The sequence below is a fragment of the Nonomuraea insulae genome (genome assembly GCF_042656245.1).
Genome location: NZ_JBHSPA010000031.1, coordinates 105,315 through 128,723, shown reverse-complemented (window position 1 = coordinate 128,723; position 23,409 = coordinate 105,315). Strand labels below are relative to the sequence as shown.

Genomic DNA, 23,409 nt, shown 5'->3' with positions numbered 1-23,409 from the left:
CGCCAGCGGGCATGCCGGCACCGCATCCGAGCACGGTCACGCGCATCTTTCCGCCCTTGTTCGTGCCTGCCGAGCGACCCGCATACCTTGATCATGACGCTGACGCTGACGCGGATCGGGATCGCCAACCAGGCTTGACGAACACGCGAACCCTGGTCGGCATGACAGTGCCGGCTGTGCGGGCTGAGGCGTCCGTGGAGATGGGGCCAGGACGATCCACGAACCGAAGGCTTCGCTCCGGCACCCTTGTGGCTGCGGAGGATTCATTCGAGCAGATCAGCTTTCCCGCGTGAAGGTGGTGATCGCGGTGGCGAAGGCGTCGGGCTGTTCGATGTGTCCCAGGTGCCCGCTGTCGTGCAGGAGGATGTACTGGGAGTGGGGGATGCCTTGGTGCAGCATCTGGCCCCAGTGGGGTCCGCAGATGAAGTCGTGGGCGCCGCTGATGATCAGGCTCGGCGTGGTGATGCCGCCCAGCATGTCGCGTACGTCGAAGGGTGGTTCAGCGGCGCGCATGGGATCGATCCAGGCACGCAGCGACGCCCGGAGGGGAGCCAGGCCGGCTTCGTGGGCCCAGTAGTCGGCGAAGTAGGCGGGCAGGACGGCTCGCAGGCCCTGGGTGCAGGATTCGTTGTCGGTGGCGGCCAGGGTCTGCCGGAAGGCTTCCGGGATGCCGGCCGCCTCTGGCTGGTCGGGATGTCGCTGTGGGAGGCGGTCGAGGTTGCTGAGCGCCTGGTTCCAGAATTCTTCTCCGGTGCGGGGTGAGGTGTCGTAGAGGATCAGGCCGGCCAGGGCGTCGGGATGGGTGAGCACGTAGTGCTGAGCGACGAAGCCGCCGTGGGAGTGGCCGAGCAGGAACGGTCGCGTCGCGGTCAGATGCTCCATGACGCCCCGCAGGAACCGGGCGTAGGTGTCGATGCGGTAGTCCTGCGGCCGGGGCAGGTGCCCGGATCCGCCGGTGCCGATCGGCTCCAGGTAGACCAGGGTCAGATGCCGCTCCAGTTCGGGCATCCGCAGATACTCCCAGCCGAGTCCGGGGCCGCCCGGGTGGACGAGGCAGAGCGGGCCGGAGCCCGCGATGTGGTAGCGCTGAAGGACGCCCTCAATGCTGACCGTGTGGGTCCCCGGCAGCAGGGGGTCGGGGGCGAGGTTCACAAGGGTGCTCCTGACGAAGTAGACGGTGCTGCCCCGGGGTCGCCGGGGCAGCACTCAGGTGGTTGCGCCCGCGCCTGCCGGGCTGAGAGAGCGGATGGATGCTCGGCGTGATACGCGCAGTCGTCAGGCAGCGGCCTGACGGATGAGGTCGGCGACCGCGGCGGGCTGGGAGACGTAGACGGCGTGGCTGGCGACGGCCTCGACGACGGACGCTCCGGCGCGCTCGGCCATGGCGCGCTGGGCCGGCGGCGGGATCATGCGGTCGTCGGTGGCCACCAGGTACCAGGTCGGCTTGTGCCGCCAGGCCGGCTCGGTGACCACGCCGCTGAGGGCGTCCACACCCCAGGGGACCTGCGCGTCGGCCATGAACGCCGCCGTCCGCGCGGGCAGGTCGGCGGCGAACGCGCCGTGGAACTTGTCACGGTCGAGGAACAGGAAGCCGTCGCGCGGAGGCAGGATCGGCGGCACCGGCGCCCCGGGCGGCGGGTCGGCGATGAGCGTGCTGACCGATTCGCCCTTGTCCGGGGCGAACGCCGCGATATAGGCCAGCGCCGCCACGTTGGGGTGCGTACCGGCCTCGCTGACGACGGCCCCGCCGTAGGAGTGGCCGACGAGCACGGCCGGGCCGTCGAGCGCGTCCAGGACCTGGCGGGTCGCGGCGACGTCACCCTCCAGAGACAGCGTCGGGTTCTGCACGATCCGGACGTGGAAACCGTCCTTGGCCAGGTCGTCGTAGACGCCCTGCCACCCGGATCCGTCCACGAAGCCACCGTGCACCAGCACGATGTTCCTGATGGTCGTCATGGTCACTCCTGACCTGGATGGACAGGCCCGATGCCTGTCCGATGCGCTCCATTCAAGATGCGAGGAAGATCACGGGCCATGCAGAACAGCACGCAGAAGTACTGCGGAAACGGCCTTCCGCGGGTCAGGGCTCGGCCGTCGCCAGATCGCGGCAGCGGCCGCTCGCCTCGGCGTCGCCGACGGTCTCGTACACCTCGGCTGCCCGCGCGTAGGTGTGGCGGCTCTCGCCGGTCCGGCCCTCGTCGGCCAGCAAGGCCGCCAGTGTCTCCAGGGAGTGGGCCTGGGGGACGGGTAACTGGGCCTGCTCCATGAGGCTGACGGCCTCGGTGAGCTTGGTGATCGCTTCGGTTCGGTGGCCGAGCGATCCCAGACATTCGCCGACGCGGGCAAGCACGATCGGCCGGGTGAACGCCGCGATGCTCGGCGTCATCCCCGACTTGTCGTCGTTCAGCAGGGCCCACAGGTCGAGGTACTGCTCCAGCGCCTCGGCGTGGTGTCCGGCGTCGCGAAGGCAGGTGCCGAGGGCGCCGAGACACTGGCTGTACGTATCGATGTCGCCGTTGGCCTTGAACATCCGCGCCGCCTGGGTTTCCGACGCAGTGGCCTCATCCAGCCGTCCGAGCCTTCGAAGCGCACCTCCCGTGGCGTGGTGGGCCGAGGCGATCTGCGCCGTGGCGCCACTGCGGGTGGCGAGGTCGATCGCCCGGGCCGCGTAGCGCAGTGTGCTCTGCGGGTCGTCTCGTGGCACCAGATGGACCCAGGCCAGCGAGTTCAGCTGAGCGGCCTGCCGGGCCGGATCACCCAGGACCGCGGCGGCCTCGGCGCCGAGGGTGAAGACCTCATGCCAGTGCGGCGCGTGCATCCACCGGTCGGAGAACCAGTACATCGACTCGGCGCAGTCCAGGACCGCGGCATGCCGGCCGCCGCTCGCCGCGTGCCGCAACGCGCCCAGCCAGTTGTCCACGTTCGCGCGCAGCCAGTGGTCGGCCTCCTCCGGGGAGGACAGGTCGGCGTCAGCCCGGTCGGGACGGCCGTACGCGGGCTCGAACCATCGCCCGGCGGTGGTGGCCATCCGCAGCAGCCACGACGTCATCGTCGCGGTGATCGTGTCGCGCTCGGTCGCGGTCTCCTCCTCCTGCAGCCGATCGCGGGCGAACAGCCGCACCAGGTCGTGGAAGCGGTAACGGCCCGACGTACTGTCCTCCAGCAAACCGAGATCGACGAGCTCATCGAGGGCGTCCCAGGCGTCCGCCACCGAGATCCCGCCGAGCACCGCGGCGAGAGCGGCGCCGAAGGTACGGCCGGGCACCAGGGCCAGCCGGCGGAAGACCCGCCGCGCGGATGGGGCCAGCTGGTCGTAGGACATCCCGAACGCGGTCGCGATCTTGAGGTCGCCGGCTTTGAACTGCTCCAGGCGCCGCTCCTCGTCCGCCAACCGGCTGACGAACTCGGCGGCCGGCCAGCCGGGCCGGCTGACCAGCCGGTTTCCCGCGATCCGCAGGGCCAGCGGCAGGCCACCGCAGAACCGGGCAAGCTCGCCGATCGCCGCTCCACCGTCGGCCGACCCGCGCCTTCCCAAGATCCCGGTCAGCAGTTCGGCCGCTTCCACCGCCGGCAACGGGCCGAGGCTCAGCCGGTGCACGCCCTCCAGACCGGCCAGCAGCCGCCGGCTCGTCACGAGCGCCCTGCTGGGGCCGCCACCGGGGAGGATCGGACGGATCTGCTCCTCCGACCCGGCGTTGTCGAGCACCACGAGAACGCGCCGTTCCCGCAGGAGCGACCGGTACAACGAAGCGCGCTCCGACGCTTCGCGGGGCAGGTGCCGCTCGGCGATGCCGAGCGCGCGCAGCAGTTGCGTCAGGATATCGTCGAAGGTGAGCGGCTGGGGCGACATGCCGGCCAGGTCGACGAAGAACACCCCGTCGGAAAAGCTCGGCCGTAGCACATGGGCGGCGCGAACGGCGAAGGCTGTCTTGCCCAGTCCAGCCGCGCCGGTGATGAGCGCGACGCCGGCGGCTCCTGGCGCGTCCCCGGCGTGCACGAAGTCATCCGTCCAGGCCAGCTCGGCGGCACGGCCGGTGAAGTCGTCCACCGATCGCGGCAGCTCGCACAGACCAGAAGCCCGCGTCCAGTGATCTCGCAGCCGGCCCTCTCGCGCCAGGTCGACGAACTGCTGACGATCGTCCTCGCCCAGGGAAAGCGCCTGCGCCAGAGCGGCCACGGTCCGCTGCTGGGGCCCGCTGCTGCGCCCGCGCTCCATGTCCGACAAGGTCCGGGCACTGACCCCCGATGCCTCGGCGAGTTGTTCCAGCGTCAGACGCGCCATGCGCCGATGCCGGCGCAGCAACTCCGCGAAGCTGGATGGGGCGATGATGAGCCGCTCCTTGTCCTGTTGTGCCGCAGGCGGCTTCGAGCCTACGGGCCGCTGCCGCGCTTTCACCAACGTCATAGGGAACAGGCGCAACCGGCTTTCCTTGTCCGAGGAGATGATCGGCATCACCTGTGGTGCGAAAGGCGGCGGTCACGCCCTGGCGTGCACCCGACGGGCGGCGACCAAGGACGCCACGACGAGAGCGGTGAGCACGCCCCAGTACAGGAAGCCGCGGGAGCCGGTCGCCAGCAGGTTCTCGGCCAGGTAGACCAGGCCGGGAAGCAGGTAGACGGCGGCCGCCAGCGCCCAGCGGCCGTCCCTGGCGGCCAGCGTCGCGGCCAGCACCAGCAGCATGGCCGCCACCTCGACACCCGCCCGCGAGACGACCCAGGCGGGTTCCCACGTCGGCACCTGCGTGAGCTGCAGCACCCAGCCGGCCAGCGGGACGAGCAGCCACCGCGGCGACCGGGCGGGCATCGTCCCGCCCCACCACCGGGCCTTCCCGGACGCGCGGCCCGCCCCCGCCCGCCGAACGGCCAGCACCGTCGCCCCGGCCGCGACCATCCAGTAGGGCGCGACCGGCGCGAGGTCGCCGAACATCGGACCGAGGGTGAACATGGGCGTGCCGAGCCCCGGGATCATGGGCAAGCTCGCCGTCACCGCGGCGACCGCCGCAAGGGGAGCCGCGACGCGCATCCATCCCCGCACGAGCGCCACCATCAGGACGATCCCGAGCGCCGTCCACTCCGGGTAGATGACGTACGGCAGGACGGGAAACTGCGCGAAGGTGACGACCGCCACGCTCAGCACGCCGAGGTGCAGACCGTCGGCCCACGACGGCACGCCGGACGCGCGAGTGGCCCGGACGCGGACGGTGAACCCGCCGGCGAGGAGATGCAGTGCCTCACGGAGTGACGGACGACGCACCCCCGGCCCGGCCGCCTCCATCAGCGTGCCGATCAACTCCTCGCCGTGCTCGGCGCGGTAGCCCTTGGGGTAGGCGCGCAGGAGGCGGCGGTAGCGCCGTTCGAGAACGTGGTTCATCCGCTCGTCACCCCGCTCGGCCGCAGGACGAGTGCGGCGGCGCGCTGCATCCGGGCCGCCTGGGCACGGGCGGCGCCCACGCCGTCGTCGGTGATCCGGTAGTAGCGCCGCGGACGCCCGTTGACCGTCTCCTCGCGGTCCAGCCGCACCCAGCCGGTCTCCGAGAGCCGGTCGAGCGCGCTGTACAGGGTGCCTACGGCGAGGTCGACCTCGCCGAGCGACTGGGTCCGGGCCTGTTTGATGATCCCGTAGCCGTGGAGCGGTTCTTCCATCAAGGCGACGAGGATGAAGTAGGTCGCCTCCGTCATGCCGATCATGCTCCGACTATATATCGACCGTCGAAGTATTAGGAGCGGATGCGCGCATTGGTCGCCGACGGGCGCTCGAACCCACGCCGCACGCCATGAACAGCGCGGAAGACCACCCGCCCGCGCCGCGCGCCGGCCCATGCTGATAACCGCGCTACCGGCGCGCTAGCGCCGGGCTAATGGGCCGGAAGAGCATCTGGGGCATGGTTTACGTGCTGGTGGCGAGTCAGGTCCTTCTCGCCACGGTCTTCGTCGTCTCCGCGTACTCGAAGCTGCGTAGCCGTGCCGCACTACAGTCTTTCGCCGCCACCCTGCGACTGCTGCCCGGCCCGGCCCGGTTCCCGGCTGCCATGGCGACGGTGGCCATGGAACTTGTCGCCGCGGCCACCTTGATCGTGCTTCCACATGCGGGGCTGGCCGCCGGCGGGATGTTGTTGATCGCGTTCTCCACATGGATCGCTGTTTCTCTTCGCTGGGGGCAGCGCGAGCCATGCCGGTGCTTCGGCGCGTCCGTGACCCCGCTCGGCCCGGTGCATCTGGTCCGTAACGGGCTGCTGCTGCTCGTCGTCGCGCTGGGTTCGGTGGCGCTGATGTCTCCCGGCGGCCCCGTGACCGTGGCCGGCCTCGCCCTGGCGGTGCCGGTTGGGCTGGTCGGCGCCGTCCTCTTGATCGTCTTCGACGATATCGCCGCTTTGTTCACGGAAGTCTCGGGGAGTGCGTGATGCCGTATCTGATCGTTGCCGTCGCCCTGGTCGGCATGTTGTGCCTGCTGAATCTCCTGCTGACGGTCGGAGTGATCCGCCGGCTGCGGAAGCAGGCCGCGTCAGCCGCATCCTTGCCGCACATGGGGGAAGGGCTCGCCGTCGGGGAGAGGATCCCGGAGTTCGCCGCCATCACCACCGATGGCGAGCCGATCTCCGATGAGCTGATCGAAGGGCCCGCCCTGATCGGCTTCTTCTCCCCGTCCTGTCAGCCCTGCAGGGAACTCATGCCGCGCTTCATCGACCATGCCCGCCGAACCCCGGGTGCCGTGCTCGCCGTCGTCGTCACCGACGGCGACGAGGAGGCCGCCGCCGACGTCGAACGCCTCGCCGAGGTGGCACGTGTCGTGGTCGAGGCGCCTCAGGCCGCCGTTCAGAGCGCCTTCCAGGTCGCCGGCTATCCGACCGTCTTCGAGATCGGTGCGGACGGCAGGGTCGCCGACAACGATCCCGTGTTGCCCGCCACGGTCAGCGCATGATCCGAACGGCGAAGGCCGCCGCAGGGGTGGCCCTGCGCGCGGCCCCGGGACTGACGGCGGTCTATGTCCTGGTGATGATCGCTGAGGCGATCGCGCCGATCGCGGTGGCGTGGCTGACCAAACTGGTGGTCGACTCCCTGGCAGGACAGGGATCGGCGGCCGAGCTGAGCACCCTCGCGGTGGGGCTGGCCGCCGCGGGCATCCTGATGACGGTGCTGCCCCAGCTCATGCAGTACCTCAGCAGCGAGATGGGCAGGTTGTTCACCGCCCAGACCACCACACAGCTGTTCTCCGCGACGCTGCGATTCGCCGGATTGCGCCGGTTCGAGGACCCCAACTTCCACGACCAGCTGCGGATGGCGAAGAACAGCCTGGCAACGGGACAGGAAGTCGTCACCGGATGCCTGGGGGTCGCGAGCGCGGTGATCACGCTGGCCGGAATGGTCGGCTCCCTTCTGATGGTCAGTCCGGTTCTCACCGGGATCGTCCTGGCCACCGGGGTTCCCGCGCTGCTGGCGCAGTTGCGGCTGTCGCATCGTCGCGCCGCGATGATGTGGGACATCGGCCCGGCCGAACGACGCCAGATGTTCTACGGCGAACTGCTCACCACGATCGCGGCGGCGAAGGAGATCCGTCTGTTCAACAGCGGCCGTTTCCTGCGAGGCCGCATGATGACCGAGTTACGCACGTCCAACGCCGCACGCCGCCGGATGGACCTCAAGGAACTGTCCGTTGAGGGCCTGCTGACGCTGCTCGGCGCCGTGGTCGCGGGCGGCGGGCTGATCTGGGCCGTCATCTCCGCCGGCTCCGGCGCGTTGAGCATCGGCGACGTGTCCCTGCTGATCGCCGCCATCGGCGCGGTCCAGGCCGCCCTCAACGGGCTGATCATCGGTATCGCCGCCCTCCACCAGGATCTGCTCATGTTCGGCCATTACGTGGCCGTGACCTCGGCCGAACCCGACCTCCCCATTCCCGCCGAGCCCGCGCCACTGCCCCGGCTGAGCCACGGCATCCAGCTGACCGACGTGTGGTTCCGCTACAGCGAGGATCACCCGTGGATCCTGCGCGGCCTGAGCCTGTTCATCCCGGCCGGCGCGGCGGTCGCCATCGTCGGTCTGAACGGGGCCGGCAAGTCCACCCTCGTCAAGCTCCTGTGCCGGTTCTACGACCCGCAGCACGGAAGCATCACGTGGGACGGCGTCGACATCCGTGACGTGCACCCCGATGATCTGCGGCACCGCATCAGCGGAGTGTTCCAGGACCACATGGCCTACGACATGTCCGCGGCCGACAACGTCTCCATCGGTTTCGTCCCCGCCCGTGAGGACGAAGCCCGCATCCGCGGGGCCGCTCACGAGGCCGGGATTGACGACAAGCTCTCCTCCCTTCCTCGCGGGTACGACACCCTGCTGACGCGGACGTTCTTCAGCGAGGACGACAAGGACGACCCCGACACGGGTGTCGTGCTCAGCGGCGGGCAATGGCAGCGTACGGCCCTGGCCCGAGCGATGTTCCGCGGCCACCGCGACCTCGTGATCCTCGACGAGCCCTCCGCCGGGCTGGACCCCGAGGCCGAGGCCGACGTGCACGCCAGGACCCGGCGCCGCCGCCACGGAGCCAGCAGCCTGCTCATCTCTCACCGGCTCAACACCGTGCGCGACGCCGACCTCATCGTCGTTCTGGAGGACGGCGCCATCCGGGAAGCCGGGAAGCACGGCGCCCTCATGGCCGCCCGCGGCCCCTACGCACGGCTCTTCAACCTCCAGGCGACCGGGTACCGCGAGCCGGAAGAGGCGGTGGCCCTGTGAGGTGTGTGCTCCTGCGGTTCCGCCCTCGGTGGTGGCCGAAGGTTGTCGCCAGTCAGTAAAGGAGCCGACATAGATCAACTGACCGAGTTCTGAGACCGTAAAGCGAAGAAATGGATGAAGAGCGTGAAGATCATAACCGGACTCGCGGACCGCGTTGCGGCCCTGGTCCTTCCCGAGGACTCCGCCGGCGCCGTCATCAAGTGCTACAACAAGCCCATTGACGGCTATTGGTGGGGGCGGTGCTACTACAACCCCGCCTGCGGCAGCAGGTCGATGAAGGACAAGTACGCGTGCCACTGGGGGCCGGGAAGCACCTTCGGGGTGCGGAGCACTCTCAGCCGCAAGTGTTGCTAGCCGCGTAGCGGCCACTCAGGGGCCGGACGGTTGTCCGGCCCCTGAGAAGGATGCCTCATCACCTGGCCGGGCTGGCGGAGCGGGCGTCGCTGGCCGGTGGCCGGTTGGAGTACGGGGAGACGGCGGACGGCGGGTTGGAGTGCGGGGAGACGGCGGACGGCGGGTTCCGGCGGGCGGCCGGGCTGCCGTGGCCACGGTGAGGGGTTACTGCTGATCTAGCGCTGTCGGTCGACGGTTCCTGGGCTGGTCAGCCACGCACTGCGGCCAGGCACTCGTCGTACAGGTCCATGATGTCGCCCTTGCCGTCATTGTCGACCCACGTCATCGACGCGACATCCAGGCATGCGAACGCCGTCGCGATCACCGCGCGGGCCTTCGCGCCCACGCTGCCGGTGCCGGCGTCCATACGCGCCTCGATGAGCGGCAGCAGGTCCTCCTGGAATCGCAGTCGCTTCTCGAGCCAACCGGCACGCAGCGAGGCGGTGTTGTGCAGGAGGCGAAACCGCTCCAAGGCTTCTTCGCGGCTGTTGTGCAAGGTCAGTACGGCGGCGACCCCTGCGCGCAGGGACTCCCAGACACCGGCTTCGGCCGGCAGTTCGCCGATCGTGTCCGTCAGGACCTGCCTGAACCTGCTCTGGTCGCCGCCGAGAAGGTCCTCCTTGGTGCCGAAGTAGCGGAAGAGGGTGCGCTGGGAGACGCCGGCCTCTCGGGCGATCTGGGCGACGGTCGTCTCGTCGTAGCCCTGCTCGGTGAACAGGCGCAGTGCCGTCTCAAGGATCTCTCGGGAGGCCAGCTGCCGTGTCCGGTCCCACAGCGTGGCCGGTGCGCCCCCCGCTGTCTCGGCTTCCTGCTTCATGTGCCCAGGCTAACACCGCACTGCCAGAGTGGCATCCGCATGCAATTTGGCATTCACTGCCAGGCAGTCGTACGCTGCCCGAAGCGATCGTCGCGGAACAACCCGCCCGATCCCCATGCCTCTCACAAGCACGCAAAGGAACGCATCATGTCCGCACCCGCAGCTTTGATCACCGGTGGAACCAGCGGCATCGGCAAGGCGACCGCTGAGCTGCTCCACGCCCGCGGCCACCGCGTCATGGTCACCGGCGTCAGCAACCTCGCCGACGCCGGACTTCCCGAAGGCGTCACGGTCGTCCGGGCCGACGCACGGTCCCTGCCGGACATCGACCATGCGATGGAGCAGGCACGCCGCCAATTCGGCTCCCTCGACCTGCTCTTCCTCAACGCGGGCATCTCCCGGCCCGGCCCGATCGAGTCAACCGACGAAGCCGCCTTCGACGCCCTGTTCGACATCAACGTCAAGGGCACCTTCTTCACCCTGCAAAAGGCGCTCCCGCTCCTCAACGAGGGCGCCTCGGTCGTGTTCACCGTGGGCGCCGGCGAAGGGCTCGGAGCCGCCATGACAGCCGCCAAGGGCGCTCTGATCCCCCTCATGCGCTCCCTCGCGCTCGAACTCGCCCCCCGCCGCATCCGCGTCAACGCCGTCAGCCCAGGACTGATCAACACCCCTGCCTACAGCAAGTTGGGTATCTCCCAGGAAATGATCGAATCCTGGGCCCGGGACGTCCCGCTCGGCCGCGTCGGCGCTCCCGCCGACATCGCCGAAGCCGTGGCCTTCCTCGCTTCGGACGCCGCCGGCTACATCACCGGCGACAACCTCGTCGTCTCCGGGGGCATGGGTGTTCACGCCCGCCCCTGACGAGCGGTTCCGCACCCGGCCCTGACTGGGAATGGCGGCCGTCGCCACGACGAAGTCTTCCTCGTCAGGCGAACCTGTCCGGTCACAGCACTAGCATGGCCCAGGTGAGAGTCGACGAGAGCGCGCCGATCCGGGTGCTGATCGTGGACGACGACGCCCTCGTACGCGCCGGTCTGACGTTGATGCTCAAAGGCGCCCCCGACCTGCACATCGTCGGCGCGGTGGCCGACGGCGGCGAGGTGGAGAGCGCCGTGGCCAAGCACGGTCCTGACGTGGTGCTCATGGACATCCGGATGAACGGCCTCGACGGCATCGAGGCGACCAGGCGGCTGCGGTCGCGGGCAGGGGCGCCCGAGGTGGTGGTGCTCACCACGTTCGACGCCGACGAGCTGGTGTTCAGGGCTTTGCGGTCGGGGGCGAGCGGGTTCCTGCTCAAGGACACCCCGCCGGAGGGCATCGTGGACGCCGTGCGGAAGGTCGTGGCGGGGGAGCCGATTCTGTCGCCGAGCGTCACGCGCAAGCTGATCGCCCATCTGGTGCCCGAGGAGGAGAGCCGACGACGTACCGACGCCCGTCAGGTGCTGGAGCGGCTGAGTGAGCGGGAGCGCGAGGTGGCGCTGGCGGTCGGCCAGGGGAAGCCGAACGCGGTGATCGCCGGTGAGCTGCACATGAGCGTGGGCACTGTGAAGGGGTACATCTCCCGCATTCTCACCAAGGCGGGCCTGGACAACCGGGTTCAGCTAGCCCTCATCGTCCACGACGCCGGGCTGGGGTAGCGGCCCAGGACCGGGACTCCGGCTCCCGACCGGTGAGGGCGAGCCGACTGATCGCGATCGTGCACTGCGGCGTCGAGGTTCCCTCAGTCGCCGGCGCAGCCGAGGTGCGCCCGAGGCGGGCAACCCTTCGTGGCTCATGGACGTGAGGCCAGACGATTTGACGAGGTGTTGGCCTCACCCGCGCCAACACCTGCCCTCTGTTTCTACGAGCCGCGACCAGCCGCGTGTTCCCCTAGATGAGGGAACTCGATATGACATTCCGACACCGCATCTCGATCACTACGCGTGTCACACTGTTCACTGCGGCTGTGGCGACGCTCCTGTCCGCCCTGCTGGCTCTCGCGCTCATGCTCGCGTTCTATCGGTACGCCACCACGTCGTTGACATCAGAGGTCATGGCGGCTGGCGGCCGGGTAGCCAGCGAGGTGGAGCGCCACGAAGCCTTCGCCACCCCCCTTGCCGAGCACAGTGACCGCAACCTGCAGGTTGTCGATCCCCGGGGTCTGGTTGTCGCCTCGACAGCGCAGCTGCAGGGCAAGCCGGTCATGGCGCCCTTTGGCCCTGACAGTAAGAACATCGCCCACTCCGTCGTGTGCGGCGGCGTCTTCCCTTCCCGCGGGTGTCAGATCGTGGTCGCGCAGTCGGCGCACACGAGGGCAGGGAACTGGATCATCTACAGTTCCTCCCCGAAGATTCCCCCGTACGTCGATCCATGGCTCGCCACCATGGTGGCAGGCGTCGCGGTGCTGCTGGCCGCGGCCATGACGCTCCTCGGCTATCGGATCGCCAATGCGGCGCTCAAGCCGGTGACCGCCATCCGCGCGGAACTCGACAAGATCAACGAGACCTGCCCCGAACGCCGGGTTCCTTATCCGCCGGTCCAGGACGAGGTGCACGATCTGGCTGACAGCGTCAACCGGACCCTGGCCCGTCTACAGGCCGCGATGGAGCAACAGCGTGCCTTCACCTCAGATGCCTCTCATGAGCTGCGTAGCCCCATTGCCGCGATACGCGCCGAGATCGAGGACGCGCTGCTCGCGCCTGAGGAGACCAGCGTGCCCACGGTGGGCAACACCGTTCTGAGCAGCGTGGGCAGGCTTGAGGCCATCGTCGACGACTTGCTGACCATCGCACGGCAGGATCGAGGTCGGCTCGTCGAACACGAGCCGGTCGACCTGCCGGAACTCGTGACCGAGGTATGTGGCAGGCGGCCTCACCCGAGCAAGAGGTTCGAATACGAGCTTGAGCGCGGCGTGGTAGTGATCGGTGACCGGGCCCGGCTGTCACATCTGCTCGCCAACCTGATCGACAACGCCGAACGGCACGCCACCTCCACAATCACCTTCCGTGTACGGCATGTGACCAGCCCGAAGCGTGACGCTCAACGCTTCCCGAACGGCATCGCGGTGCTGGAGGTGATCGACGACGGGACGGGCATCGATCCCGGCAAGCGCGAGCTGGTCTTCCATCGATTCGCCCGGCTGGACACGGCCCGCGACAGAGGCGCCGGAGGCACCGGGTTGGGCCTGCCGATCGCCCGGCAGATCGCCGAGGCACACGGTGGCACCCTGCAGATCGAGGACTACCCCCAAGGCACGCGGTTCGTCCTGCGCCTTCCCTCCGCCAGTCGGCGCTGAACAGCCCCTCAAAGGACCTACGACAGGGCCCACTAAGCTCGCCGCTGACACGGCTGAAACCAGATCAGGAAGAGCCACACCACGTGAACCCGCTGACCGAAGTCGTCCTCACCCGATTCAGCGACGCCCCCCTGCGAATCGGTACCCGTACGTCCACCTTGGCCAGGGTCCAAAGCAGCCATGTCGCTGAACTGATCACGAAGCTTGTTCCCGACGTCGCCATCGAGATCGTGCCGACGCGGGTCAGCGCCGATCTGTGGCCCGCCGACCTGGCCGAGATCGGCGGCAAGGGCGCCTTCAGCAGGGAAATCGACCACGCCCTGACCAGCGCGCGGATCGACATCGCCGTCCACTGCCTGAAAGACGTCCCCGGTGACGTCCCCCTCGCGGAGGGAACCTCGTTCGGCGCCTACCTGCCGCGCGACGACGTCCACGACGTCGTGGTCACCCGCGGCGATGTCCCCTTCGCGGATCTCCCGTCCGGTTCGCTCGTCGGCACCAGCTCCGTACGCCGCCACGCCCAACTCAGCATCCACCGGCCCGACCTCAGGATCGAACGCATCCGGGGGAACGTCGACACGCGCCTGAGCAGGCTGGACGAGAAGGACGGCGAGTACGCCGCCCTCATCCTGGCCCGCGCCGGCCTGATCCGCCTCGGCCTCCTCGACCGCTACCACGAGGTACTGCCCCTGGAGTTCCGCGGCGCCGAGGAAGGCATCGTCTCCATGGTGCCGCCCGTGGGCGCCGGCGTCATCGGCCTGCAGGCCCGCGACTCCGACACCCCGGTCATGCGGCTCCTGGACGAGCTCAACCACCCGCTGACCGCGCGGCACGTCCTGGCTGAGCGCACCATGCTGCACATGCTGCTCGGTCACTGCAACAGTCCGATCGCAGGGCACGCCTCCACCGGCTCGGACGGGCAGATGGGTCTGTTCGGGATGGTGTTCAACCGTGACGGCAGCGCCTTCGTGCGCTCCCACGCCTGGGGCGACCACTCCGACCCGGCCTCTCTGGGAGCACGCGTCGCCGCCGACCTGCTCCACCGGGGCGCCCGCGACCTGATCGCCGCCACCCGGAAATGACCTGCGGGCCTGACGTACGGCCCGATCTCGCGCGGCTGCGCTACGCGGAGACCATTCGGCCCCCTCACTGAGTTGGTCCAGATTTTGCCTTCGCGGTGTCGCCGGTGGGAAGCCTGGTCGTAAATACGCCGGTGGCCGTTGGCACTTGGGCTTATGCGCCGGCAATCGCGGGGTGAGATGTTCGTTTTGTAGGTTTCCGTGGCTTGTTTGGCTATCAATCCGCAGAGGAATCACTTGATCCTGTCGTGGCGTGGATCATCGACGCCGACATGATCGCTGGGTGAAGGGGCGGGTTCCGTGATCGAGCGTCTACGCCTGTGGTACGACGGTTGGGCCTCTCCTGTGCTGCGGAGGGGGCGTCTGAACACCGCCGTTCTCGGGCGTGTGCGATGGCGACGTTTCGCGCTGATCTTCGCGCCCGCGATGGGGCTGGCCTTTGTCCTGCTGGGCGCCATGTCGCAGGGTGTCATCGGCGCGTCATTCGCGGTGTCCGGCGTTCCGTTCAAGATTTCCGCTGACGTCTTGCGAGCCCAGGGACTATCCGCCTACGAGACCGTCGACCGGACGAAGGACGGCAAGCCCATCCGTGTGCTCGTCTCCGGGATCAGACACGCCGAATTGGTCAACCTGTGCGAGACGGTGCTGCTCAAGTCCGCAGTGGGCGTTGCCACACTCAAAGCCACGGCAGGCACCGGAGACGTTCCCGCCACAGGCGAGCACATGATCACTGACGCGCCGCTCACCCTGGGCGACGGGATCTTCAGGGAGCTTCAGGCGGGCCGGGACGCGAGCACTCTGGACGAAGTCGCGGGAGTCATCGGGCGAATCGGCGGGTTCGGGGAACAAGCCAGGACGTTCACCATCCGCAATTTCAGGGCCGTGGGCATCGCCTCCAGCGCCGGGACTCTTCGGCTTCCCGACCTGAAGATCTCGATACTGCCTGGTAAGCACGAGTGTTTCTAGGGCGATTGGCCGCGGTGCTGGGGGAGAAGAGACGATGAAGACATGGCGGCGCTCACGGCCGTTCTGGGGCGGGCTGTTCACGCTCATGGCCGGTTTGGAGCTTCTCAGCGTTTCCTTCGCGGTCGAGGCGCTGCCCGTGATCGTACGGTCGGGCACCATGGGAAGGGCCCTCATGATCGCGATCGTGATGATCATCGTGGGTGTGCTCCTGTGGCTTCAGCCGGCCCAGGGGGTATTGCTCGGTCTGGTCGCCGTGGTGCTGTCCATGGCCGCGTTGCTCTACACCAACCTCGGCGGATTTCTGATCGGTACGACGCTGGGCCTGCTCGGTGGCGCTCTGGGCGCCGCATGGACCGTTTCGTCACCACCGGTCCCGCGCAGCATGGGCGCGCCCGCCAGCGAGGATCAGGCTCTGGTCACCACCTCGGTGGCTGAATGATCAGCTTGTGGTGACAGAGGATGACGCGCCATCGCTGCTGTTATGGGGTGGAGATGGCGAAGTCAGGCGTGGGGCTGTCGAGCAGCTCGGACAGTCTGCGCAGTACGCCCATGTCGCCCTCGTGCTCGATCCCGTCGGAACCCCGGCCGGCCAGCAGGGCCAGCAACTGGGCCTTGGTGAGCCGGAGCGTCAGGTCGACCGGCTGTTCCGGCGGGTCCGCCTGCTGGATGAGCGCGCCGTTGGACAGCGTGGTGCGGTGCCGCTCGCCCAGATCGGTCAGCTGCCAGTCGATCGCGAAGCGGTCGTTCCACGCCTCAGGTCCGTTGAGACGGATGGCGAGCGTGTCGAAGATCTGCTCCACCGTCAGGGCGCCGATCATGTCGGGGGAGGTGGCGTCGAGGTCGGCGGGCACGACGTCGCCGGTCAGCTCCAGGGCGGCCATCAGGTAGAAGTTACGCCAGGTGCCGTTCTCGCAGCCGTGACCGAGCCGGGTGTAGACCTCGGCCAGCAGCCGGCGGGCCTCGCCGTCGCGCTCGTCGGCGAAGACGACGTGATTGAGGATCGTGGCCGCGAAGCGCAGATCGCCGTCGCTGATGAAGCGGCGGGCGAAGGCGATCGCGCCGTGGCTGCCGCCCATGCACTCGACGTAGCGCCTGGCCTGTTCGAGCGGCGGATGCTCCCACAGATGGGCCGGGTTGCCGTCGAACCAGCCCAGGTAACGCTGGTAGATCGCCTTGACGTTGTGGCTGACCGAGCCGTAGTAGCCGTGCGTGTGCCAGACCTGCTCCAGCGCGGGCGGCATCCGCATCTGCTCGGCGATCTCGCCGCCGGTCAGGCCCTGGTTCATCAGGCGCAGCGTCTGGTCGTGCAGGTATGCGTACATGTCGCGCTGCTCGGACAGGAACGTGACGATGCTCTCCCGGCCCCAGGTGGGCCAGTGGTGTGAGGCGAAGGCCACGTCCGCCTGGCCGGCGAACAGCGTGATGGTCTCGGTCAGGTAGCGGGCCCAGATGCGGGTGTCGCGGACTTGTGCGCCCCGCAGCGTGAGGATGTTGTGCTGGTTGTGGGTGGCGTTCTCGGCCATGCACAACGCCCGCCGGTCGGGGAACAGGAAGTTCATCTCCGCCGGCGCCTCGGTGCCCGGGGTGAGCTGGAAGATCATCCGTACCCCGTCGATCGTCTCCTGCTGTCCGGTATGGGTGATGTCCTTGCTCGGCGGCAGCAGCGACATCGTTCCGGTGGACGTCGTCAGGCCCAGACCTGCGCCGATCTGGCCCTGTGCCGAACGCGGTAGCGCCGGGCCGTACATGTAGACCGAGCGGCGGGTCATCGCGATGCCCGCGTAGACGTTCTCCGACACCGCGTGCTCCATGAACCCGGCCGGGGCCAGGATAGGCACGCTGCCGTCGGTGACGCCGCGCACCCCGCCGAAGTGGTCACCGTGGCAGTGGGTGTAGATCACCGCGGTGACCGGGCGCTCGCCCCGGTGGTCGCGATACAGCCGCAGAGCCGCCGCCGCGCACTCCGTGGAGATCAGCGGATCGATGACGATGACACCCGTGTCCCCCTCCACCAGCGTCATGTTCGACAGATCCAGACCGCGCACCTGGTAGATGCCGTCCGTCACCTCGTACAACCCCTGTTTGGCGCACAGTTGCCCCTGCCGCCACAGGCTCGGATGAGCGGTGTCCGGGCACTCGCCCTCAAGGAAGCCGAAAGAGTCGCCGTCCCACACCACCCGGCCGTCCGCCGCGCTCACCACCGCCGGGCTCAGCTTGGCGACGAAACCCCGCTCGGCGTTGTCGAAGTCGGAACGGTCGTGAAAGGGAAGATCTGCCATAAACTCATGCATTCCCCCTCCCGATTCAGGCCAATGCCACAGAACCACCAAGTCGTGCGCCGGCCGCGGGAGGGTGTCTACTGCGTGCGGACCGCGCTGCCCAACGTCCGCAAAACGGTCCCGGTGGGCAACGCGTGGGGCTGGGGCCGCGTGGTGACCACACAGACATATCCGCACGCCGAATGCGGCGCCGACGGCTGACCCTCCTAGGAGGGGGCGAGCCGTGCTCCGCGCGAGCGGAGAGAATCCTGCAGCGCCGTCACATCGAGGTCTTCGACGCGCTTGCCGGACGCCGCCGCGTGGGCGGCCGCCACGCCCGCCGCCTCGCCGGTGGTGAAACAGGTGGCGGTGATCCGCAGCGAGCCGTTCGCCTCGTGGGTGGAGGAGACGCAGCGTCCCGCGACGAGCAGGTTGCCGAGGCCGGAGGGTACGAGAATCCGATACGGGATCTCGAAGCCGCTGCCTACCGGATCGGTGTGCGAGAGGCTGGGAGAGTCGTGGGAGTGAATGTCGATCGGGAACGCGCCGCGCCCGATCGTGTCGTCGAAGGCCGATCCGGTACGTACATCCGCCGCATCCATGGTGTAGAGACCGAGGACCCGCCGCGATTCCCGGACACCCACCCGATCTCCGACGGCGCTGAGATGGCAGGAGCCGAAACCGGGCACGCGGTTCCTGAACCAGCGCACGAACTCGAAAACCTGCCTGCCGAGCTCGGCGTGCGCCAGACCCAGCCCTTCCTCCGAGTCCTCCGCCCGCGTCCTGGTGACGTTCACCACCACTTCTCCCCGGCGCGGCCACCCGGCCAGATGCATCTCGGTACGGCGCAGGCGAAGCTCGCCGCGCTCGTGGCCCTCGGCGAGCAGCCCGCCGAGTCCCCAGACGTTGACGTGGTCCGCGTCGTCCTCGCCGATCACGCTGCCCGGCCGTACCTGGTCGGGGTGCTCGCGCAGGTGGCGCAGGAGCAGGGCCAGATCGACGCCGCCCAGCTTGAACAGCAGCGAAGTGGGTTGCCGGGCGGAGGTGTCGGTCTGGAAGGACGCACCGGCGAGTGCGGCCGCCGCCGCGTCGCCGCTCGCGTCGATGACGACGGCGGCCCTGACGACGCGGGAACCGGCGGGGGTGTGCACGCGGACGGCCGTGAGCCGTGCGTCGTCGCCGGTCGTCGCATCGACGATCGGCGACTGCAGCCAGACCCGCACTCCCGCTTCGTCGAGCATGATGGACTGGGTGAGTGCGAGTGCCGCATGGTCGACGGGAGTCCTGCTGGCGGTGTAGCCGACGTCGTCGCGGATGTGGCCGGGCGAGGCGCCGATCTCCATGAGCCGCTCCACCAGCCGCTGACCGAAGCCGCCGGTGACCTGCTCGCCGCGTACGTTGTGGAATCCCGCCGAGTGTTCGAGCAGTTGCCAGGCGAGCGTCCCGCCGACCGAGCCGCTCGCCTCGGCGAGCACCGTCCGGGCTCCTTCTTCCGCGGCCGCCACCGCGGCGGCGACTCCGGCTGATCCGCCGCCGACGACGAGGACATCGGTGTCGTGAACGGGTGGTGCCGAGTTCGTGGTCACGATGGTTCTCCCTGGCTCAGAGCGGCAGCCGGCGACGGACGAGGATGCCGTACATCGCCACGGTGACCAGCAACAGCGCGGCCGAGACGATGAGCGCGACGACGAAGCCGCCGGTGACGTCGACGATGACGCCGGTGGCGATCGGCGCGAAGGCGCCGCCGAGGAAGCCGCCGAAGTTCTGGATGCTGCCGACCGAGCCCACCATCTTGGAGGTGGTGACCACGTCGGCGGCGAGGGCCCAGTACGAGGCGGTGGTCAGGCTGTAGGCGAACATGCCGAGGGTGAGCATGGTGATCGCCACTGCGGGTCCGGTGCTGAATGTGGTCCCGACCAGCGCGAGCGCGGTGAGCAGCGCGCCGCCGGCGATCGTCCGGCGCCGGGCGTCCAGCGGGCGCATTCCGCGTTTGACGAGCGCGTCGGAGAACCGTCCGCCGATGACCACGGCGACGCCCCCGGCGATGTAGGGGATGGCCGAGAGCAACCCGGCCGTGCTCAGCGAGAAGTGCAGCGCGGACTCCAGATAGCTCGGGAGCCAGGTGATGTAGAACCAGAAGACGTACTGCAGGCAGAAAGCGCCGACGATCATCGCCCAGATCGAGCCGTGCCGGAACAGCCGGAGCCAGTCGCCGCCGACGCTCGACGCCTCCTTCTGACTGACCTCGGTACGCTGGTTGCGCTGGATGTAGTCGAGCTCCTCGGCGCTGACCCAGGGGTGGCGCTCCGGCTTGCGATAGACCACGACCCACGCCAGGACGCCGAGTGACCCGAGCACCCCGACGATCACGAACATCAGCTTCCAGCCGAACGCGAGCATGAGCGCGGTGGTGATGGGCGGAGCGATGGCCAGCCCGACCTGGGTCGCCGCGATGTAGACGCTGGTCGCCCGTGCCTTCTCGTGCTCGGGGAACCACTCGTTCGTGGCCTTCAACGCGCCGGGGAAGAGCGGGGCCTCGGCGATCCCCAGCACGACACGCAGCCCGATGAACGTGCCGATGGTGCGCGCCAGCCCGGTCACGGCGCCCGCGATCGACCAGACCACGGCGGCGACCGTCATGATCACCTTGGGGCCGAACCTGTCCACCACCCAGCCCGCCGGCAGGTTCATGATGGCGTACGGCCATATGAACGCCGAAAGGACCAGCCCCATCTCGGTGTTGCTGAATCCGAGCTCCGTGCGGATCGTCGGTGCGGCGACGGAGAGGTTGCCGCGGTCCAGGTAGTTGGTGATCGTCAGCATGGTGATGGCGCAGATGATCGCCCACCGGACGTTCTTGCCGCGCGGCCGTCCACTCTTGGCGGCCGCATCGGATGTTCCCGTGCCCTTGGCCGGGTTCTCCACGGACATGAGCCCCTCGCTATGGTCTGCGGTGTCGGCGGCCCTACGCGATCCGCGTATGTCACCGGTTACATTGGTGGGTCAGTCTGGTGTCGTCTTTCTCACGTGTCAAGGGTTCTGTACTTGACATAGATGGATATCAGGGCACAGCCTTGGGCGATGTCACCGGTGACATTTTTGATGTCCGCCCGATTCCAAGACGGTGGGGGACCGACTGGTCCTTCACGAAAGCAGGTGTCTTTCTCGTGTCCGCTGTAGACCTTCACGGCATCATTCCTCCGCTGGTCAGCCCGTTCACCAGTGACGAGCAGCCGGACGCCGATGCGCTGCGCGCCGAGGTTCGCCATCACCTCGACCTCGGCGTGCACGGTATCTGTGTCACCGGGAGCACCGGGGACGGGCAGATGTTGTCGGTCGACGACTCCGTGGCCTTCGCCGCCGCGGCGGCGGCCGAGGCGGACGGCCGGGTGCCGGTGATCGCCGGGATCATCCAGGACAGCACGCGTGAGGTCATCAGGTACGGCAAGGCGATCGCCGCGACCGGCGTCGACGCGCTGCAGGTGACGCCGGTCCACTACCTGTTCCAGCCGGACGCGGACACCACCGTGGACTACTACCGGCGCATCGCCGAGGCGACCGGCCTGCCGGTGCTCATCTACAACGTCATCCCGTACGCGCTGATCCCCGCCACCACCGTGGCCCGCACGCTCAACGAGATTCCCCAGGTCATCGGGGTCAAGCAGTCGGGAGGCAACATTCACCAGCTTGCCGACCTGTTGTATCTCAACCCGCCCGGCGGCAAGGTCTTCACCGCCGTGGACGACCTGCTGTACCCGAGTTACCTGATCGGCGCCGAGGGTGCGATCAGCGCGACGCTGACCGTCGTGCCCGAGCTGTGCCTGCGGCAGTGGGACGCCGTGCAGCGTGGGGATCACGCGCTGGCCAGGGAGCTGCACAACAAGCTGCTCCCCGTCTGGCGGGCGATCGACGGACCGAACATGACCCTGCGCATCAAGGCGGCGCTCGCCATGCAGGGGCGCGACGGCGGACACGGCCTGTCGCCGCAGACCCCGGTCTCGGACGGCGAGCGCGAAACGATCAGGGCCGCCCTGCTGGAGGCCGGCGTCAAACTCGCCGACTAGGCGGGTTCGGCCCGAGGGCGGCCTGCTCAGGGTCGGGGTGGGGGTGCGGCGCAGGAACTGCGAATCCGGAAGTCGGAGGGCAGGACGATGTCCTTCGGCTGCTCCGCCGCGGGGTTCGCGAGCGCGTCCAGGAGCAGCCGGGCCGCCTCGGTGCCCATTTGGTACGCGGGCTGAGCGATCGCCGTCACCGGCGGGTCCACGAACGGGAACAGGGTCATGTCGTCGAAGGTCAGCAGCGACACCTCGCCCGGCACCTCCACCCCCATCTCCCTCGTGGCGCTCAACGCCCCGACACCGAGCAGGTTGTTGAAGGAGAAGACCGCGGTCGGCGGGGTGTCGAGCTCCAGGACCCGCCGCATGGCCTTGCTGCCGCCTTCGATGCCGAGGTAACCCTCGCGAACGCATTCCGGTCTTATCGACAGTCCAGCCTCCGCGCACGCGGCGCGGAACCCGGCCAGCCGCTGTGCCGCGGTCGCCATCGTGCGCGGACCGCTGATCATCGCCAGGTCCGTGTGTCCAAGGCCGATCAGGTACTGCACGGCACGTCGCGCCGCCGCCTCGTTGTCGCACAGCACCGCGGGCCCGGCGACGTCGGCCGGGCGCCGGTCGATGAAGACCATGGGCATGCCGCTCGCCGTCAGCTTCCTGAGCGTGCTGGAGTCGGCCGTACTCGAGGTCAGGGCCACACCGTCGACGGTGCGGGACTCGAACGCGGCGAGTACGGCCCGCTCCCGCTCGGGGTTGAGGTCCGAGCTGCCGACGAGCACCTGGTAGCCGCCGGCGACCGCCGCGTCCTCCAGCCCGCGCGCCACCTCACCGAAGAACGGGTTGGAGATGTCGGCGACCAGCAGCCCCAGCAGCTGGGTCCGGCCACGGGACAGGCTGCGCGCCACGGCATTGGGCACGTATCCCAGCTTGGCGACGGCGTCCTCCACCCGCTCGCGCAGGGCGTCGCTGACGGGGGTCGTACCGCGCAGGACCCTGGCGACCGTCGCGGTGGACACACCCGCCAGCTTCGCCACGTCCCGGATGCTCGCCTGCCTCACCGCATTCTCCTCGCTCAGCGCCATGTCACCGGTGACAGGAGAGTACTACCCGCGGCGGGTGGCGAAGGCGGGCCGGGTCTTCATGGAGGTCAGGTGGCGATGGCGTTGGACTCCATGTCGGCGACCGTCCACTCCTCGACCTCGTCCAGGTGGACCGCCGCGGCCTGCTGGGCCGCCCCGACGTCGCGGGCGGCCATGGCGTCGAGGATCTCCAGGTGGCGGTGGGAGGACCCCTTGGTCCTGTGTGGCCCGGTGGCGCCGAGCACGCGCAGCCAGGCCACGAACGGCTCGACCGAGCCGCGCGCCTTGATCAGCCGGCTGTTGCCGGTCGCGGCCACGATCTCCCGGTGGATGCGCATGTCGCTGGCGAAGAAGGGGTCATAGTCGCCCTTGTCGATGGCGGCCAGCGCTTCGACCGCCTCGGCGCGCAGGTCGGCGATCTGCGCATCGGACATCAGGGTGGCGGCGATGCCGGTGGCCACCCACTCGATCCCCTTGCGCAGCTGGCAGACCTCGCGCACGTCGGTGACGCCCGGCCGGGCGACGAAGGTGCCCGACCGCGGCCGGGTCTCGATGAGCTGGTCGTGTTCGAGGTGGGCCAGCGCGTCCCGCACCGGGGTACGGGACACGCCGAATTCTTCGGCCACCGCCTGGGGGTCCAGCCGTGAGCCCGGCTCGAACACGCCGGTGGTGATGCGCTCGCTGAGGATCCGGTAGAGCTGGTCGGCGATGGAGTCGACGACCAGGGACGACCTGCCGGACGGACGCGCAGGCACGGTCATGCT

General features: G+C 68.9%; 23 protein-coding genes. 12 read left to right on the top strand and 11 right to left on the bottom strand.

The features are described from left to right. Nucleotides 1-276: 276 nt before the first annotated feature. The 5 genes from ACFPZ3_RS27875 to ACFPZ3_RS27855 form a co-directional block, all read right to left on the bottom strand. A complete protein-coding gene (locus ACFPZ3_RS27875) occupies nucleotides 277-1,152 on the bottom strand; it encodes an alpha/beta fold hydrolase (RefSeq protein WP_379517198.1) in 876 nt (291 codons plus the stop codon). Between the two features lie 123 nt (nucleotides 1,153-1,275). Continuing rightward, on the bottom strand, nucleotides 1,276-1,956 hold the full coding sequence (locus ACFPZ3_RS27870) for an alpha/beta fold hydrolase (RefSeq protein ID WP_379517197.1): 681 nt from the start codon (nucleotides 1,954-1,956) through the stop codon (nucleotides 1,276-1,278). Nucleotides 1,957-2,080: 124 nt separating this feature from the next. Further along, entirely contained in the window at nucleotides 2,081-4,405 is a 2,325-nt protein-coding gene (locus ACFPZ3_RS27865; protein WP_379517196.1) for an ATP-binding protein, read from the bottom strand. A gap of 72 nt (nucleotides 4,406-4,477) precedes the next feature. Beyond that, complete coding sequence (locus ACFPZ3_RS27860) at nucleotides 4,478-5,371, bottom strand: hypothetical protein (RefSeq protein WP_379517195.1); 894 nt, start codon at nucleotides 5,369-5,371, stop codon at nucleotides 4,478-4,480. Continuing rightward, nucleotides 5,368-5,688 carry a PadR family transcriptional regulator gene (locus tag ACFPZ3_RS27855; protein ID WP_379517194.1) on the bottom strand — a complete coding sequence of 107 codons (321 nt, stop codon included), beginning with the start codon at nucleotides 5,686-5,688 and terminating at the stop codon, nucleotides 5,368-5,370. Before ACFPZ3_RS27855 ends, ACFPZ3_RS27860 begins: the two co-directional genes overlap by 4 nt. Before the next feature lie 194 nt (nucleotides 5,689-5,882). On the opposite strand from ACFPZ3_RS27855, the gene ACFPZ3_RS27850 reads away from it, so the two are divergent. From ACFPZ3_RS27850 to ACFPZ3_RS27830, 5 genes are all read left to right on the top strand, one after another. Continuing rightward, entirely contained in the window at nucleotides 5,883-6,401 is a 519-nt protein-coding gene (locus tag ACFPZ3_RS27850) for a MauE/DoxX family redox-associated membrane protein (protein WP_379517193.1), read from the top strand. Beyond that, a complete protein-coding gene (locus ACFPZ3_RS27845) occupies nucleotides 6,401-6,919 on the top strand; it encodes a TlpA family protein disulfide reductase (protein WP_379517192.1) in 519 nt (172 codons plus the stop codon). The genes ACFPZ3_RS27850 and ACFPZ3_RS27845 overlap by 1 nt, the downstream gene beginning before the upstream one ends. Beyond that, nucleotides 6,916-8,727, top strand: a complete 1,812-nt coding sequence (locus tag ACFPZ3_RS27840) for an ABC transporter ATP-binding protein (RefSeq protein WP_379517191.1) — start codon at nucleotides 6,916-6,918, stop codon at nucleotides 8,725-8,727. The genes ACFPZ3_RS27845 and ACFPZ3_RS27840 overlap by 4 nt, the downstream gene beginning before the upstream one ends. A 123-nt stretch (nucleotides 8,728-8,850) precedes the next feature. Next, nucleotides 8,851-9,081 (top strand): hypothetical protein, encoded by a 231-nt coding sequence (locus tag ACFPZ3_RS27835; RefSeq protein ID WP_379517190.1) that lies wholly within the window; start codon nucleotides 8,851-8,853, stop codon nucleotides 9,079-9,081. Nucleotides 9,082-9,131: 50 nt separating this feature from the next. Further along, the gene (locus tag ACFPZ3_RS27830) at nucleotides 9,132-9,281 is read left to right on the top strand and encodes a hypothetical protein (RefSeq protein ID WP_379517189.1); all 150 of its coding nucleotides are present in this window, start codon (nucleotides 9,132-9,134) and stop codon (nucleotides 9,279-9,281) included. Between the two features lie 47 nt (nucleotides 9,282-9,328). On the opposite strand, the gene ACFPZ3_RS27825 is transcribed toward ACFPZ3_RS27830, so the two are convergent. Further along, nucleotides 9,329-9,937, bottom strand: coding sequence for a TetR/AcrR family transcriptional regulator (locus ACFPZ3_RS27825; protein ID WP_379517188.1), 609 nt, complete (start codon nucleotides 9,935-9,937; stop codon nucleotides 9,329-9,331). Between the two features lie 147 nt (nucleotides 9,938-10,084). Between ACFPZ3_RS27825 and ACFPZ3_RS27820 the strand changes: the two genes are divergently transcribed. The 6 genes from ACFPZ3_RS27820 to ACFPZ3_RS27795 all read left to right on the top strand — a co-directional run bounded on the left by ACFPZ3_RS27820 (nucleotide 10,085) and on the right by ACFPZ3_RS27795 (nucleotide 15,695). Continuing rightward, nucleotides 10,085-10,798 (top strand): SDR family oxidoreductase, encoded by a 714-nt coding sequence (locus ACFPZ3_RS27820; protein WP_379517187.1) that lies wholly within the window; start codon nucleotides 10,085-10,087, stop codon nucleotides 10,796-10,798. Between the two features lie 95 nt (nucleotides 10,799-10,893). Then, nucleotides 10,894-11,574, top strand: a complete 681-nt coding sequence (locus ACFPZ3_RS27815) for a response regulator (RefSeq protein WP_379517186.1) — start codon at nucleotides 10,894-10,896, stop codon at nucleotides 11,572-11,574. 308 nt (nucleotides 11,575-11,882) lie between these two features. Beyond that, complete coding sequence (locus ACFPZ3_RS27810) at nucleotides 11,883-13,211, top strand: sensor histidine kinase (RefSeq protein WP_379517185.1); 1,329 nt, start codon at nucleotides 11,883-11,885, stop codon at nucleotides 13,209-13,211. Nucleotides 13,212-13,294: 83 nt separating this feature from the next. Beyond that, nucleotides 13,295-14,293, top strand: a complete 999-nt coding sequence (gene hemC, locus ACFPZ3_RS27805; RefSeq protein WP_379517184.1) for a hydroxymethylbilane synthase — start codon at nucleotides 13,295-13,297, stop codon at nucleotides 14,291-14,293. A 297-nt stretch (nucleotides 14,294-14,590) separates the two neighbouring features. Next, nucleotides 14,591-15,256 (top strand): DUF6230 family protein, encoded by a 666-nt coding sequence (locus ACFPZ3_RS27800; protein ID WP_379517183.1) that lies wholly within the window; start codon nucleotides 14,591-14,593, stop codon nucleotides 15,254-15,256. 34 nt (nucleotides 15,257-15,290) lie between these two features. Next, nucleotides 15,291-15,695 (top strand): DUF6114 domain-containing protein, encoded by a 405-nt coding sequence (locus ACFPZ3_RS27795; protein ID WP_379517182.1) that lies wholly within the window; start codon nucleotides 15,291-15,293, stop codon nucleotides 15,693-15,695. A gap of 40 nt (nucleotides 15,696-15,735) precedes the next feature. Here ACFPZ3_RS27795 and ACFPZ3_RS27790 read toward each other — a convergent pair whose 3' ends face one another. The 3 genes from ACFPZ3_RS27790 to ACFPZ3_RS27780 all read right to left on the bottom strand — a co-directional run bounded on the left by ACFPZ3_RS27790 (nucleotide 15,736) and on the right by ACFPZ3_RS27780 (nucleotide 20,445). After that, a complete protein-coding gene (locus ACFPZ3_RS27790; RefSeq protein ID WP_379517181.1) occupies nucleotides 15,736-17,535 on the bottom strand; it encodes an alkyl/aryl-sulfatase in 1,800 nt (599 codons plus the stop codon). Nucleotides 17,536-17,741: 206 nt separating this feature from the next. After that, nucleotides 17,742-19,100 (bottom strand): FAD-dependent oxidoreductase, encoded by a 1,359-nt coding sequence (locus tag ACFPZ3_RS27785; RefSeq protein WP_379517180.1) that lies wholly within the window; start codon nucleotides 19,098-19,100, stop codon nucleotides 17,742-17,744. Nucleotides 19,101-19,116: 16 nt separating this feature from the next. Next, nucleotides 19,117-20,445, bottom strand: a complete 1,329-nt coding sequence (locus tag ACFPZ3_RS27780) for an MFS transporter (RefSeq protein ID WP_379517179.1) — start codon at nucleotides 20,443-20,445, stop codon at nucleotides 19,117-19,119. Nucleotides 20,446-20,681: 236 nt separating this feature from the next. Between ACFPZ3_RS27780 and ACFPZ3_RS27775 the strand changes: the two genes are divergently transcribed. Beyond that, the gene (locus ACFPZ3_RS27775) at nucleotides 20,682-21,578 is read left to right on the top strand and encodes a dihydrodipicolinate synthase family protein (RefSeq protein WP_379517178.1); all 897 of its coding nucleotides are present in this window, start codon (nucleotides 20,682-20,684) and stop codon (nucleotides 21,576-21,578) included. 26 nt (nucleotides 21,579-21,604) lie between these two features. Here the strand turns inward: ACFPZ3_RS27775 and ACFPZ3_RS27770 are convergent, their stop codons facing one another. Together ACFPZ3_RS27770 and ACFPZ3_RS27765 are read right to left on the bottom strand one after the other, a co-directional pair. Beyond that, nucleotides 21,605-22,624 carry a LacI family DNA-binding transcriptional regulator gene (locus ACFPZ3_RS27770; protein WP_379517177.1) on the bottom strand — a complete coding sequence of 340 codons (1,020 nt, stop codon included), beginning with the start codon at nucleotides 22,622-22,624 and terminating at the stop codon, nucleotides 21,605-21,607. Between the two features lie 89 nt (nucleotides 22,625-22,713). After that, nucleotides 22,714-23,406 carry a GntR family transcriptional regulator gene (locus ACFPZ3_RS27765; RefSeq protein WP_379517176.1) on the bottom strand — a complete coding sequence of 231 codons (693 nt, stop codon included), beginning with the start codon at nucleotides 23,404-23,406 and terminating at the stop codon, nucleotides 22,714-22,716. Nucleotides 23,407-23,409 lie beyond the last annotated feature (3 nt).

What these genes read in the sequence shown, in the direction of transcription:
- ACFPZ3_RS27870 (WP_379517197.1), bottom strand. Translation starts at nt 1,956, where the DNA reads ATGACGACCATCAGGAACATCGTGCTGGTGCACGGTGGCTTCGTGGAC.
- ACFPZ3_RS27865 (WP_379517196.1), bottom strand. Translation starts at nt 4,405, where the DNA reads ATGACGTTGGTGAAAGCGCGGCAGCGGCCCGTAGGCTCGAAGCCGCCT.
- ACFPZ3_RS27860 (WP_379517195.1), bottom strand. Translation starts at nt 5,371, where the DNA reads ATGAACCACGTTCTCGAACGGCGCTACCGCCGCCTCCTGCGCGCCTAC.
- ACFPZ3_RS27855 (WP_379517194.1), bottom strand. Translation starts at nt 5,688, where the DNA reads ATGATCGGCATGACGGAGGCGACCTACTTCATCCTCGTCGCCTTGATG.
- ACFPZ3_RS27850 (WP_379517193.1), top strand. Translation starts at nt 5,883, where the DNA reads ATGGTTTACGTGCTGGTGGCGAGTCAGGTCCTTCTCGCCACGGTCTTC.
- ACFPZ3_RS27845 (WP_379517192.1), top strand. Translation starts at nt 6,401, where the DNA reads ATGCCGTATCTGATCGTTGCCGTCGCCCTGGTCGGCATGTTGTGCCTG.
- ACFPZ3_RS27840 (WP_379517191.1), top strand. Translation starts at nt 6,916, where the DNA reads ATGATCCGAACGGCGAAGGCCGCCGCAGGGGTGGCCCTGCGCGCGGCC.
- ACFPZ3_RS27830 (WP_379517189.1), top strand. Translation starts at nt 9,132, where the DNA reads ATGCCTCATCACCTGGCCGGGCTGGCGGAGCGGGCGTCGCTGGCCGGT.
- ACFPZ3_RS27825 (WP_379517188.1), bottom strand. Translation starts at nt 9,937, where the DNA reads ATGAAGCAGGAAGCCGAGACAGCGGGGGGCGCACCGGCCACGCTGTGG.
- ACFPZ3_RS27820 (WP_379517187.1), top strand. Translation starts at nt 10,085, where the DNA reads ATGTCCGCACCCGCAGCTTTGATCACCGGTGGAACCAGCGGCATCGGC.
- ACFPZ3_RS27815 (WP_379517186.1), top strand. Translation starts at nt 10,894, where the DNA reads ATGGCCCAGGTGAGAGTCGACGAGAGCGCGCCGATCCGGGTGCTGATC.
- ACFPZ3_RS27795 (WP_379517182.1), top strand. Translation starts at nt 15,291, where the DNA reads ATGAAGACATGGCGGCGCTCACGGCCGTTCTGGGGCGGGCTGTTCACG.
- ACFPZ3_RS27790 (WP_379517181.1), bottom strand. Translation starts at nt 17,535, where the DNA reads ATGGCAGATCTTCCCTTTCACGACCGTTCCGACTTCGACAACGCCGAG.
- ACFPZ3_RS27780 (WP_379517179.1), bottom strand. Translation starts at nt 20,445, where the DNA reads ATGTCCGTGGAGAACCCGGCCAAGGGCACGGGAACATCCGATGCGGCC.
- ACFPZ3_RS27765 (WP_379517176.1), bottom strand. Translation starts at nt 23,406, where the DNA reads ATGACCGTGCCTGCGCGTCCGTCCGGCAGGTCGTCCCTGGTCGTCGAC.